Origin of the sequence: Cohnella panacarvi Gsoil 349, from assembly GCF_000515335.1 — a bacterium.
Taxonomy (GTDB): domain Bacteria; phylum Bacillota; class Bacilli; order Paenibacillales; family Paenibacillaceae; genus Cohnella; species Cohnella panacarvi.
Genome location: NZ_KI911563.1, coordinates 1,918,665 through 1,931,970, shown reverse-complemented (window position 1 = coordinate 1,931,970; position 13,306 = coordinate 1,918,665). Strand labels below are relative to the sequence as shown.

Annotated in this window: 13 protein-coding genes; 10 read left to right on the top strand and 3 right to left on the bottom strand. The window is 55.5% G+C overall.

The genetic code is table 11. The annotated features are described in order from the left end of the window. The first annotated feature begins 43 nt into the window (after positions 1-43). Entirely contained in the window at positions 44-424 is a 381-nt protein-coding gene (locus COHPA_RS0109275; RefSeq protein WP_027085900.1) for a caspase family protein, read from the top strand. Between the two features lie 180 nt (positions 425-604). Here the strand turns inward: COHPA_RS0109275 and COHPA_RS0109270 are convergent, their stop codons facing one another. Then, entirely contained in the window at positions 605-1,882 is a 1,278-nt protein-coding gene (locus tag COHPA_RS0109270; protein WP_027085899.1) for a BaiN/RdsA family NAD(P)/FAD-dependent oxidoreductase, read from the bottom strand. A 176-nt stretch (positions 1,883-2,058) separates the two neighbouring features. Here COHPA_RS0109270 and COHPA_RS23265 point away from each other — a divergent pair, with 176 nt between their 5' ends. The 8 genes from COHPA_RS23265 (at position 2,059) to mutY (ending at position 8,341) form a co-directional block, all read left to right on the top strand. Beyond that, positions 2,059-3,717 (top strand): ATP-binding protein, encoded by a 1,659-nt coding sequence (locus COHPA_RS23265; RefSeq protein ID WP_027085898.1) that lies wholly within the window; start codon positions 2,059-2,061, stop codon positions 3,715-3,717. Positions 3,718-3,797: 80 nt separating this feature from the next. After that, complete coding sequence (locus COHPA_RS25530) at positions 3,798-3,923, top strand: spore protein (RefSeq protein WP_156926630.1); 126 nt, start codon at positions 3,798-3,800, stop codon at positions 3,921-3,923. A 22-nt stretch (positions 3,924-3,945) separates the two neighbouring features. Next, complete coding sequence (locus tag COHPA_RS23260; RefSeq protein WP_027085897.1) at positions 3,946-4,362, top strand: DUF3905 domain-containing protein; 417 nt, start codon at positions 3,946-3,948, stop codon at positions 4,360-4,362. 139 nt (positions 4,363-4,501) lie between these two features. Continuing rightward, on the top strand, positions 4,502-4,936 hold the full coding sequence (locus tag COHPA_RS0109255; RefSeq protein ID WP_035119408.1) for a BrxA/BrxB family bacilliredoxin: 435 nt from the start codon (positions 4,502-4,504) through the stop codon (positions 4,934-4,936). A gap of 84 nt (positions 4,937-5,020) precedes the next feature. Continuing rightward, positions 5,021-5,836: an ammonia-dependent NAD(+) synthetase gene (nadE, locus tag COHPA_RS0109250; protein ID WP_027085895.1), complete on the top strand. Its 816-nt coding sequence runs from the start codon at positions 5,021-5,023 to the stop codon at positions 5,834-5,836. A 1-nt stretch (position 5,837) separates the two neighbouring features. Continuing rightward, entirely contained in the window at positions 5,838-6,242 is a 405-nt protein-coding gene (gene acpS, locus COHPA_RS0109245) for a holo-ACP synthase (protein ID WP_027085894.1), read from the top strand. Positions 6,243-6,366: 124 nt separating this feature from the next. Further along, on the top strand, positions 6,367-7,203 hold the full coding sequence (locus COHPA_RS24325) for an AraC family transcriptional regulator (RefSeq protein WP_169733256.1): 837 nt from the start codon (positions 6,367-6,369) through the stop codon (positions 7,201-7,203). Positions 7,204-7,240: 37 nt separating this feature from the next. Beyond that, positions 7,241-8,341: an A/G-specific adenine glycosylase gene (gene mutY, locus COHPA_RS0109235; protein WP_027085892.1), complete on the top strand. Its 1,101-nt coding sequence runs from the start codon at positions 7,241-7,243 to the stop codon at positions 8,339-8,341. 684 nt (positions 8,342-9,025) lie between these two features. On the opposite strand, the gene COHPA_RS24320 is transcribed toward mutY, so the two are convergent. Next, a complete protein-coding gene (locus COHPA_RS24320; protein WP_027085891.1) occupies positions 9,026-11,626 on the bottom strand; it encodes a response regulator in 2,601 nt (866 codons plus the stop codon). Positions 11,627-11,805: 179 nt separating this feature from the next. Further along, positions 11,806-12,417, bottom strand: a complete 612-nt coding sequence (locus COHPA_RS0109225; protein WP_027085890.1) for a superoxide dismutase — start codon at positions 12,415-12,417, stop codon at positions 11,806-11,808. Between the two features lie 350 nt (positions 12,418-12,767). On the opposite strand from COHPA_RS0109225, the gene COHPA_RS0109220 reads away from it, so the two are divergent. Then, entirely contained in the window at positions 12,768-13,190 is a 423-nt protein-coding gene (locus COHPA_RS0109220; protein ID WP_027085889.1) for a GNAT family N-acetyltransferase, read from the top strand. Positions 13,191-13,306 lie beyond the last annotated feature (116 nt).

The following is a 13,306-nucleotide window of genomic DNA, read 5'->3' as shown; positions in this document are numbered from 1 at the left end:
ATCCGGGAATGTATTCACTGATTAAGAACGGAGAGATTAGCCGATGAGCCACGCCGCATTGCTTTTCCAATTCCCCGATGCCGAGCAAGCCCGTCTAGCGGGAGTTACCCTTGAAGAGCTCGGTTACGAGCCGCAGTTGCACGAGGGAGGGCGGCTGCATATTCACGTGCATAACGAGGATTTGACGTCGGCGCTCGAAATCGTGCAGTGCTACGCCGGGCAGTTAATGGAGCACGCTCCGGCAGAGGCGGTCGTCATTACCGACGTCGCTTACGGCATCGACTCGATTCCGATTCCGGCGCATACGGTGAACGAGGACTGGGAGGATCATTATCGGGGTCTTAGCAACCCTTCCGGAGAACGCTCCGACGATGAAGCGTTCATTACGGACGGCGGGACATACGATCATTTCGATGCGAGATAATAGACCGGACAAGGAGCAGCCCTGCCTTCGCGAATGAAGGCAGGGCTGTTCTTTATTGAATAAATAATTGGATGCATTGAGTTTCCGGTAAAGTGTCGCTGTAGCGGTCTGAGAGACCGTTGCAGGGTGAGTAACAATTGACTACAAATGAGGATGAAACACGAAGGAGAAGGAGCCCCGCTAGGACCGAAGCTCGGTCGCTTGTTCGGCGGCGTTCTTGCCCGCCGTATAACCGGTCGAGAACGCCGCCGTTATATTGTATCCGCCCGTGTATCCGTGCACGTCCAATATTTCCCCGCAGAAATGCAAGCCCGGCATCAGCTTCGATTCCATCGTACGGGGATCGACTTCCTTCAGGTTGATGCCTCCTCCGGTCACGAAAGCCTCTTCGATGGACAGCGTTCCGTTCACCTCGACCGGGAAAGCCTTGGCGATGCGGGCCAGTTCGCTCCAAGCTTGCTTCGGCAAGTTGTCGAACGTAACTTCCTCCTTCAGCCCCGCGCGCTCGAACAAAAGAGGCAGCAACCGTTCCGGGAAGTAACCTTTCAGCACGTTTTTGATCGTTTTCCTGGATTCGTTGCGAGAGAGCCCGTAAGTCTCGTCGTAGATTTCTTCGGCGCTAAGTCTTGGCAGCAGATCGATCGTAGCCAGCACCGTGCCGCCTCCGCCGGTTCGCTTCAGCTGTTTGACGACGAACTGGCTGCACCGGAGAGCGATCGGACCCGAAAGCCCGAAGTGGGTGAAAATCATATCGCCCTCGTGCGTGACGATTTTTTTGCCCTTCTCGTTCCAGATCGAAAGGCCGACGTCTCTCAAGGAGAGCCCTTGCAGCATCCGGCTCTTAATGAACGGTTCCTTCGAGGTTAACGGCACTTCGGTAGGAAATAGCTCCGTAATCGTATGTCCGGCTTTTTCCGCCCATGCGTAACCGTCTCCCGTGGATCCGGTATGAGGGACGGATTTGCCGCCGACGGCAACGATGACGGCTCTTCCGCGAACGACTTCGTCCGTCTGCAGGCGTACCCCGGCCGCGCGGCCGTCCTCGTACAATACTTCCCCAACGGGACTGTTCACCTTAATGGTCACGCCTTGTTCGCGCACCTTGTTCACCAGCGCGTCCACGACCGTCTTCGCTTTATCGGAGACCGGGAACATTCTGCCGTTGTCTTCTTCCTTCAGTTCTATGCCCATCTGCTCGAAAAAAGCGATAATATCGCGATTGCCGAACGTGGAGAGAGCGCTGTACAGGAAACGGCCGTTGCCGGGAATATGCTTAATGAGCTCGTCGAGCTCCTTCCTATTCGTCACGTTGCAGCGGCCGCCTCCGGAGATGCCCAGCTTGCGGCCAAGCTTGTCTCCTTTGTCGAGGAGCAATACTTTCGCGCCGGCCTCGCTGGCCGATACGCCGGCCATTAACCCCGAAGATCCTGCGCCGATAATTATGACGTCGTATGCCATCGCAATAACCTCAATTATGTTTAAGCTAGTTCAAGTATACCCTATAATGCCTGCCGATGTTTATTGTAACCCTCGGACAAATATGTTTTACTAAGGTTATTATTTTCCGGAAATCGCTATTAATTGTCTAGATATGCCATTAACGTTATCGATCATCGTGGGGAGGTCGCTCGTGGATGTGGAAGGACACGTTGCTTCAAATCTTGATTGCGCTCCTTCCCGTATTCTTGTTCATGATCTGGTACGACCGGCCCGAACGTACCCGTTATGCTCCCTTGTTCATGAGCGTCGCTTGCGGGATCACCATGCTGCTAACGTTCGAGTACACGGAGATCGGCGAACACGGCCAAACTTTCGATTTGCGCTCGGTGATGTTGTTGATCGGGTCTCTTTACGGCGGAATACCGGCCGCGGCGATGTTGACCGTCTTATATATCGCTTTGCGCATCCCCCAATATGACGAACTATTGCAGTATGCGAAGCTCGGCGTCTTCCTGCTTGCGTTCTTGCCTGTCCTGTTCGCCAGAACCGCCTCGTTCCGTCAACGCGAATATTCCGAGCGCATGAAGCAAGTCTTGACCCTGAGTTTCATTCCTTTTGCGTTCTTTATCGTCTCGAATATAGCCATCCTAGCCACCCGCGAAAGCACGAATCTTCATTACAATATTATGATGGTCGTATTTTACGCCGGTGCCTATCTGTTCGTGACTTACGGTACGGCGCATTTAGCGGAGCTTACTTACGAAAGAGTCCGCATGCAAACGCAGCTTCGCGTCGTCTCGCAGAAGTATTTGAACGAGATGCACAGGCTGCAGCAGTTGATCGACCATACGCCGCTCTCCGTAGCGGTGTTCGATTCGAACGGCGTATTGACCCGAATTAACGAAGAGGCGCTGAAGCATTTGCACCCGTTAACGCGGAAGGAACTGATCGGCAAAGACATCGCCGCCATCTACGCGACCCGGGATAAGCCGGTCGACGAGACCCCGATCGCGAGGATCATGCAAGGCGAGGAAAAAGTGACGGATATCGTTCGTTTCCGCGGAAGGACGTACTATACCGTGACGTGCAGAATCGCGGAATTGCCGTCGGATCGGCTGGAAGGGATTCTGCATGTCGGTCAGGACATCACGGAACTGGAGCGATTGAAGGACGAGGTCGGCAGAATGGAACGTCTGAGCCTCGTCGGACAGATGGCCGCGAGCATTACCCACGAGATTCGCAACCCGATGGCGGTTATCCGGGGTTTCGTCCAATTGCTTAGCAAACGCGGGAATGCGGATCAAGAGTCGTATTTTCGTATTATTCTGGACGAGCTGGACCGCGCGAACGCGATTATCAACGATTTCCTGTCGCTTGCGCAGAACCGGATCGTCGAGAAGGAGCCGGGCAATCTGCACGATTTGCTTAACGACGTCATTCCGCTTATCTGGGCGGACGCCAATATGCGAGGTCAATTGTTCGAAGCCAAGCTATGCGACAACATGGAGCCGCTGGAGCTGAACGGCAAAGAAATCAAGCAATTGATTCTGAACCTGGCACGCAACGGCATGGAAGCGATGAACGACAAAGGCGTGCTGCGGATCGAGACGATTAACCTGCAGGACGTCGTTCAATTGCGGGTCATCGACTCGGGCATTGGGATTTCCAAAGAGAAGCAGGAGAGGCTGTTCGAGCCTTTCTATACGACGAAAGCGAGCGGTACGGGGCTGGGGCTCTCGCTTTGTCTAAGCATCGTCGAAAGGCATAACGGCAAAATTCATGTGGAGTCGGCGCTTGGGCAAGGTACGACGATCATCGTATCGTTCTGCAAGCCGGGCCGCAAATGCTGGTAAAATATCGAGTGTAATAGCGGATAAACATTCGTTAGAAGGATAAACTACGGGGGATACATCCAACCAAGGAGGATGCTTCCATGTCGGAATCCAACAACCGCGGCCAGTCCGCTCCTAAATCCGCAGGCCAAGCGAGCAAAGATCGATCACCGACTTCTCCCGGGTACGACAAAAAACTGGACGGACCGAATCGCCCGTCCACATGACGGTATAACGCCGTTGGATGCCATGAACAACGATACTCATCCATCCTACGCGAACGTGAAGCCGGTTCAAAGCCGGGACGAGTCCGAGCTCGATCCGTTCGAAATCGAATTTCGTGCGGAATACCGCGCGGGCCGGGGGCCGCGGGAGCCGTTCGTCAACGAGCACGGAGTCGTGATCGGGGATCATGATTACGAATCTCCGCAATCGCCGCTTGAGCAATGGAGCAGCGAGACGGATCCTTCGATTATGGCAGGAGAGCAATGGGTACATCCTTACAAGGATATCGGGTTCCGTACGAGCGAGAATCGCGACCTATTCGAGAAGGGAATCGCGCCGGCGTCGGCTTTGTTCATGCATCCGACGCACACGACCTCTCCGGTGGCGGACATCGACGACGACGAATACTTCCCGGTACCCGAAGTATTGGATGAGCCGTAAGGCGCTGGTGGTAACGAGGCCGAGCCGCGGGGAAACCCGGAGGCTCGGCCTTATCTTGCCAAGCGCCTTTTGACGCGGCTAGCGCCAGCGCGGTATAATTGGTTGCAACAACCTTATTCGTGAAAGCGAGGCGATTGTAGTGTCGATGTCTTTCGAACGCTATATGATGGATATGATTCAACCGATGCGCGACGATCTTACGAAGCTCGGGATTAAAGAATTGAGAACGCCGGAGGAAGTAGAAGCCGAGCTGCCGAACGCGGAGGGCACGTCCCTTGTCGTCATTAACTCCGTGTGCGGTTGCGCCGCGGGGCAATGCCGTCCTGGCGTAGCCGAAGCGCTTAAGCACGACGCGTTGCCGAATCACACGTTTACCGTATTCGCCGGACAAGACAAGGAAGCGACCGCGAAAGCGCGCGAATATTTCTTGCCTTATCCGCCGTCTTCTCCTTCTATTGCGCTGCTTAAAGACGGCGAGCTCGTTCACTTTATCGAGAGACATCAGATCGAGAACCGCAGCGCGAGCGACATCGCCGCGGACTTGACGGATGCGTTCGATCGTTATTGCCGTTAATCGACCTAGTATCCCAAGGATGCGGCTAGACCGCCGCGTTCTCGGGATATTTTATTATTTTGTAAGGACGCAGGGGGAGATCTAATGAATACGAGTAAGCAAGAGCAAATTATATCCAAGCTTGGCGTTAAACCGACGATCGACGTGAACGAGGAGATCGGAAGACGCGTTGATTTCCTGAAAAGCTACGTGAAGCAGGCGGGAGCGACGGGACTGCTCATCGCGATCAGCGGCGGCGTCGACAGCGCGGTGGCGACAGGGTTGTGCAAACGGGCTACGGACGAGCTGTCGGCGGAAACCGGCAAGGAGTATATCACGCTCGGCGTATTCCAGCCTTACGGCGAGCAGGAAGACATTCAGCATAGCTACGCGGTAGCCGAGGCGTTCGGTTTGACGCACAAGGCGGAGACGAATATCGAGCAGGCGGTGGACGAGATTGCCCTCGAGACGGAGTACGCGTTCAAATCGCTTGGCATCCATAGGCATATAAGTCGCGGCGGCAAAGGCAACGTGAAGGCGCGCACGCGCATGGTCGTTCAATACGCGCTTGCCTTCGATATGAATTTGCTCGTCGTCGGCACGGACCATGCGTCCGAAGCTTTGACCGGGTTTTTCACGAAATGGGGAGACGGCGCGGTCGATCTTACGCCGCTCAGCACGTTGAATAAGCGCCAAATTCGCCAGTTGGCTCGTGCGCTCGGGGTACCGGCCGAAGTCATCGATAAGGCGCCGACGGCCGGCTTATGGGAAGGACAGACGGACGAAGCGGAGCTCGGGGTCAGCTACGAGGACAACAGCGACTATCTGGAAGGCAAATCCATCGATCCGAAAGCGCGGGAAAATCTAGAGCAGCGGTATGCGCGCACGGAGCATAAGCGGATGCCGATTCCGGGCATATAAGATGAACGCGTCCATCGTCGGAATCGGGCTCGACGTCGTCGAGATGGAGCGGATCGCGGGCGTGCTGGACGGTTCTGCCGGAGAACGGTTCGTTGCCAGGGTGCTGACGGCTAGGGAAAACGAACTGTTGCAGGGGATGCCCGCGAAGAGACGTGCGCAGTTCGTAGCCGGCAGATTCGCCCTCAAGGAAGCGGTCGTCAAAGCGCTCGGCTGCGGAATCGGTTCGGCGGTCGGCTTCCACGATATCGAATCGTTGCCGGATGAACTCGGGAAACCGGTATGCAAGCTGTCGGATTCGGCGCTCGCAAGGCTTGGATTAGCCGGGCGCACTCTGCGGGTGCATGTCGCCATTACGCATGAGCGTACGATAGCGGCAGCCACCGCAATTATAGAGAAAGACGAATGAAGGCCCGCCGATTCGCGGGCTGTTTTATTTGGAAATTTACGCAAGAGGACACGTTCACGTATAATAGGTAATAGCGGCTTAATGACATCGTGACATCATGCCATCTCTAGGCGGGGAGCATCATATGACGACAACTACATACGTATCCATAATGATGAAACATTTCGAACAGATGCAAATCGAGGTCGCGGCGGCCGCGGAGATCGAAATCGACGATAGCTCCGCGAACGCCAAAGAAGCCGTGTACGACTGCCATCGCTTCCTTCACATCAAGGAAGGCGAAGGACAATTGTTCATACAAGGCCGGTCTCAACCCATATCGAGAGGGACGCTGTGCGTCCTGCTCTCGGGTACATCCCACCGGCTCGTGCCTGAGCAAGGGTCGAAACTGACCGTACGATTGTGCCATTTTCGCGCGAGCTATGAGGATCGAGACTTGTATAGAAGCTTGAACCTGACGCCGACGACGCAAGTCGCGGACTACGATTACGTGTCTTCCATCTACAAGCGTATATACGGGGAGCTTTCTCTGAAGAGATTGACGACGAGGCTGCGGCTGAAGGCGTACATGCTGGAGCTGATCAGCGTTTATCTGGAGCATCTCTCGATCAACGTCACGGAAGAGGCGCCTTCCCACGACCTGCAGAAGCTTGAAGCGATCATTAAATATATCGACAATCACCTGGCGGACAATATCACCGTGGAAGAGCTCGCGAAGCAAGTGTACTTGCATCCGAACTATTTCATTATGTTCTTCAAAGGCATTATGGGAAGCTCGCCGATCCAGTACGTGAACAACCGGAGAATGGATATGGCGAAGACGTTGCTGCTTCAGCCGGAATGCAACGTGTCCGAGGTCGCAAGCAAAGTCGGCATGCAAATCTATTACTTCTCGAGAATGTTCAAGTCCTATACGGGGCTTTCGCCTAGCCGCTTCCGCAAGCAAGCGAGGAACGTATAGCGCGGCAACCGAGGCGGAAAAAAGGGGAACGGGGAACTTGAGCGTGGAACGACAATATTTCAGTACGGAGCTGTTGCGCTGGTATAAAAGGGAACGGCGCGATTTGCCATGGCGTCGGACGAAAGACCCTTACCATATATGGGTGTCGGAGATTATGCTTCAGCAGACGCGCGTCGACACCGTCATTCCGTATTTCAACCGGTTCGTCGGACGGTTTCCGACGCTGAGGGATTTGGCGGCGGCGCCGGAGGACGACGTGCTCAAGCACTGGGAAGGGCTAGGCTATTACTCCAGGGCGCGGAATCTTCAGGCGGCGGTCAGAGAGGTCGTCGCGAGTTACGACGCGCAGGTTCCTTCGGACAAGAAAGCGGTGTCCGCGCTCAAGGGCGTCGGTCCTTACACGGCGGGCGCGATCTTGAGCATCGCGTACAACAAACCCGAGCCGGCGGTGGACGGCAACGTGATGCGGGTGCTGTCGCGATACTTCCTGCTGGAGGACGACATCGCTAAACCGGCGACGAGAGCTGGGATGGAGAGCTTGGCCGCATCGCTCATCCCCGAAGGGGAAGCGAGCGACTTCAACCAAGCGCTTATGGAGCTAGGCGCGCTCGTCTGCACGCCCAAAAGCCCGGCATGCGGCGACTGCCCGGTCGCGCTCCATTGCATGGCGCGTCAAGCCGGACGCGAACGCGAGCTTCCGGTGAAGAGCAAGGCGAAGCCGCCGAAGCCGGTATTGCGGCTTGCGGCGCTAATCGAAGGTACGGGCAGGCGCGCCGGGCAGGTGCTTGTTCGCCAGCGTCCGGCGTCCGGTTTGCTGGCGGGCATGTGGGAGCTGCCTCATGCGGAAGCGCCAAGCGCGGACGTCTGGAGTAGCGTTGAAGCGGGCGGGAGTTGGCTAGCCGGAACGTTGGCAACCGAGGAAGGCATCCGAGTTCGCGCGGGAGTGCTTCGCGGGGAGGCGCAGCATGTGTTCACTCACCTCGTCTGGCATATTCGGGTCATTGAAACGGAGCTTGTCGACGCGCAGCCGCTGCCGGACCATTATCGGTGGGTCGGGCCGGAGGAATTCGAAAGCTACGTATGGCCGAACGTGTTCCGCAGATGGTTAACCGAATATTTTATCGCGAGAAGCTCTTGATGGAAGCCCCGCCGCACCGGCACGAAACCGGCTGCGGCGGGGCTTTTTGCGTTCCCGCGCTCAGCTAAACCGGCGCCGCGCCGCAAGCAGGCGAAAAAGCGTCATAACATGCCGCTAAACCGGCGCCGCGCCGCAAGTACGCGAAGTAGCGGCACCATATGCCGCTAAACCGGCGCTGCGCCGCAAGCACGCGAAGTAGCGGCACCCCATGCCGCTAAACCGGCGCCGCGCCGCAAGCACGCGAAGTAGCGGCACCCCATGCCGCTAAACCGGCGCCGCGCCGCAAGCACGCGAAGTAGCGGCACCCCATGCCGCTAAACCGGCGCCGCGCCGCAAGCAGGCGAAATAGCGGTACCACATGCCGCTAACCCGCGCCAGCGTCGCGAGCGGGCGAAATAGCGGCACCACATGCCGCTAACCCGCGCCAGCGTCGCGAGCGGGCGAAATAGCGGCACCACATGCCGCTAACCCACGCCAGCGTCGCGAGCGGGCGAAATAGCGGCACCATATGCCGCTAAACCGGCGCCGCGCCGCAAGCACGCGAAAAAGCGTCACCCCATGCCGCTAAACCGGCGCCGCGCCGCAAGCAGGCGAAATAGCGTCACCCCATGCCGCTATACCTCATCGCCTCAATCGTCCCTGATCCGATGAATCGAAGCGGACGATCCAGTTCACTGAATCCAATTATCGCCCCATTAGCCGCTTCAACAAGTCGAATAACTCGCGAGGCTCGAAAGGCTTCGTGACGTAATCGACCATCCCTGCTTCCATTACTTGTTCTTTCACGCCTATCATCGCGTCGGCTGTCATAGCGACGATAGGCGTGCTTTGCGTTTGCGGCAATTGCTTAATGCTGCGCGTTGCCGTGAAACCGTCCATGACCGGCATGTGCAAATCCATGAGGATGATGTCGTATCGGTTAGCGCCGGCAAGCTTCACCGCTTCGATCCCGTTCTCGGCGACGTCGACGGACACGCCCATTTCCTTCAATATTTCACTCGCCACGAGCTGGTTGATCTCGTTGTCTTCCACGAGCAGGACACGAGCTCCGTCCAATTCGCCCGGAGGCTCGGATTGTCTCCCGGACTGTCCGGCCGTATGCAACTGAGGATAATACTGTTGTTTGAACAGGCCCATAAGCTCGTCGTAAAGCTGGGAATGGCCGATCGGATAATACAGCAGCTTCTCGATCGAAGACGATTGAATGCCGGCCGTATACCCGGATTCATGCGTAGCCGTAGCCAGCATGACGAAGCCGACCCGTTTGTCGGCTTTTATTGTCTCCGCCAGTCGTACGACATCGGTGCCCGGCAGTTTCCAATCGACGATCGCAAGATCGATAGGACCGGTATCGCGAAGCAGGCCGAGCGCTTCATGCTCGGTCTCGGCAGTATACACGGTGCAGTGGAACTGCTCGAGCTGGCCTTTAAGGACGAGCAGCATGCCGGCATTGCCGCCGACGAGCAGCGCCGATAGCTTCGGTAGCTTGGCGTTCGACATGCCTCCCTGCACCCCGCCTGCGGCATAGCCGAAACGAACGGTGAAAGAGAAGCAACTGCCTTGTCCGACGTTGCTTTCCACCCCGATGGAACCGCCCATGAGCTCAATGAGATTTTTACTGATTACGAGCCCTAAGCCGGTTCCGCCGTATTTGCGCGTCGTCGACATATCGGCTTGCGTGAACTCTTGGAATAGCGACTGCCGTTGCGCCTCCGTCATGCCGATGCCCGTGTCGCGAACGGCAAAAGCGAGCGTGATGCCGTGAGGATCCCGGCTGGCCACGCGAATCTCGAACGAGATATGGCCTTGATCGGTGAATTTAACGGCGTTATTGGACAGATTGAGCAATACTTGATTAAGCCTGAGCGGGTCGCCGACGAGCATCTGCGGCACTTCGTGGTGAATGTCGTAATGAAGCTTGAGACCTTTGTCGTAGGCTTTGACGTTGATCATGTTGGACATCTGGCTGAGCACATCGTACAAATCGAAGGTCACATGCTCGATTTGGACTTTGTTCGCTTCGATCTTGGAGAAGTCGAGCACGTCGTTAACGAGGGCGATCAAGTTGTTAGCGGAGACGATCGTCCGATCGACGTTCTTCCGCTGCTCCTCGGTGAGCTCCGACTGCCGCAGCAGGTAGCTTAGTCCGATGATGCCGTTGAGCGGAGTACGGATCTCATGGCTCATGTTGGCGAGGAACGCGCTCTTCGCCTGATTCGCCGCCTCGGCGGCTTCCTTCGCTTCGGCTAGCTGCATGTTCTTGCTGTTGAGCTCCGCCGTACGCTTCGCGACCAATTCCTCCAGATGCTCCCGGTACTGCTGCAGCGATTCCTCGTTCACCCGAATCTCCGTGATGTCGACAGCGGTTCCGATAATCTGCTCGACTTCTTGGTTTTCGCCTAGAACAGGAGACAGCATCACTCTAAACGTTCGCCGATGTCCCTCGAAAATATGGGTATCTTCGAACCCGCCCGTCCGTTTCGTTCGAACGGCTTCATCGAAAGCCGATTGGAACTTTTGTTTAGTAGACGCAACGACAAGAACGTCGTTAACATGCATGCCGATTAATTTCGGTTCATCGATCATCGCCGCTTTGGCTAGACGTTGATTGCCTTGCGTAATGATGCCGTCCACGCCGAAGCAGCAGATGAGATCCGGCGCATTCTGAACGAGAGTTCTGTATCTTTCTTCGCTTTCCGTCAGCTTCCGCACCGTTGCAAGTCTTTTCATCTCGTAATAGATGGCGGAGTAGAAGAGAGGCACGGCCAAGGCGTGGAATACGATGAATGTTACCCCGAGCTCTCTCAGAAAATAGTTCATCGTCGCGTCGGGCGCAAGGAACGTCCATGCGAGCGTCTGGATGCCGGTCAACATGCCCAGCAACCAGCCGAATTTCAAGAGGACCGTCGGCTGACGCAACTTCCACCGATAGGCGACGAGGCTGATGAACGAGGTCGTCAATATGGCGCATACGGGGAAGAGCACCGTACCGCCAAGGTAGATCCGATAGCCGACGACGACAGCCGTCGTGATGGACACGGAAATCGGTCCACCGACGATGCCCGACAGCAGAACGCTGATTAATCTAGCATCCGCATGCAAACCGTGTTCCGTCGTGACCGGCATCTGCATGACGATGAGTCCAATAATGGCGAACGTGAAGCCGTAGACGATCGATTGGCAACTGCCGGACCGAACGGTCAACTGAGGATAAACCCATCGAAGCAGGAACACGAACGTGACCATGATTGCGCTGTACTGTGCGAAGTAGATTAAGATATTCACGCGTCGCGCCTCCGTAACCCACAAATATACTCTAGTTATTATGAAGAGCATACTATCGGGCATAGCGCCGATCAAGACAATAATCGACAATTATCGACGTATTCGCCGAGAAAAATAATGGGTATAAAAAAGACGATGCCAGGCAATCCCGGCATCGTCTCGGTCGGTCAATGTTCGAATTACTTCGCTGCGTCGTAGATCGCGCCGACGGCGTTCCAGTCGACGACGTTCCAGAAAGCTGCGATGTAGTCCGGACGTTTGTTCTGGTATTTCAGGTAATAAGCATGCTCCCATACGTCGAGTCCGAGCAGCGGAGTGTCGCCTTCCATGATCGGGCTGTCTTGGTTAGGGAGGCTGTATACTTTAAGCTTGCCGTCTTTGCTAAGAGCAAGCCATGCCCAGCCGGAGCCGAAACGAGTCGCGCCAGCAGCGGCGAACGTTTCCTTGAATTTGTCGAAGCCGCCAAGCTCGGCATCGATAGCCGCAGCCAGAGCGCCGGAAGGTTGGCCGCCGCCGCTTGGGCCGATCGTCTTCCAGAACAAGGAGTGGTTCGCGTGGCCGCCGCCGTTGTTGCGAACCGCGGTGCGGATGCTTTCCGGAACGCTATTCAGATCGGCGATAAGAGCTTCAACGCTTTTGCTTGCCAATTCCGGAGCGGAATTAAGCGCGTTGTTCAGGTTCGTCACGTATGCGTTGTGGTGACGGCCGTGGTGGATCTCCATCGTCGCGGTGTCGATGTGCGGTTCGAGCGCATTATGCGCGTACGGAAGTGCTGGCAATTCGTGAGCCATGAGTAAGTACCTCCTAATAATAATTGTTCTAATGTAGCTGACGAACTTTATTATCCCTTATTTTGGGGAGTAAAGCAACGTGTATGTTTGTAAAGTCCAAAGCGCCGTAACGGAATTAGAATATCCATTTTTTCCTCTCCTATTCAGATTGCTCGACATGAGACTCCGACGATTTAACACCCGTGCCATATTATGGATGCATAAAGCGTTTACATCGAAATTTCGTAAGAACTTACAAAAAAATTTAATGTAATTTTAAAAAAAGTAGAGGAATTGTCGCGATTTTGTCGTAAAATTAAAAATGCGTATTTTCGGACGTAAACTTTTGGGCTTGAGGGAGACGACACACCATGCAAATTCGTTCTTTCCAATTGTCGGACTATCGGTCCGTTGCGAATCTTCTAGAAGAAGTACTGTCTGAAGAATGCTGCGAGGAGACGTTGAGCGCGTTCGCCAGACAATTGTCCTGGGACAGCGATCTCGTACTCGTCGCGGAGTCGGCAGGCCAAGTCGCCGGCGTTCTGATCGGAACGATCGACAAGCAGAAAGGTTACGTGTATCGGATTGCCGTATACGAGCAATATCGGGGCCAAGGGATCGGACGAGCTTTGATGGAGAGCATGGGCAACCGGTTCCGCCAGCGCAAAGTGCAGAAGATGCTGATCGCGCTCGACAGGCACAACGAATATCTGCGCCCGTTCTACGAGACGCTCGGCGTCAGCGTATCGGATTTCGCCCGGTTGAAACAGCCTCTCTCGATCGTTGCAGGATAAAGAAAAATGGATTCAGCGGGTACCTTGACAGCATATCTTTCGCGCCGTTGATTTTGGCCGGGAGATATGCTTTTCTTATACTATATCGCGGTAGGGACAAGGAGGTCGCTAACGAG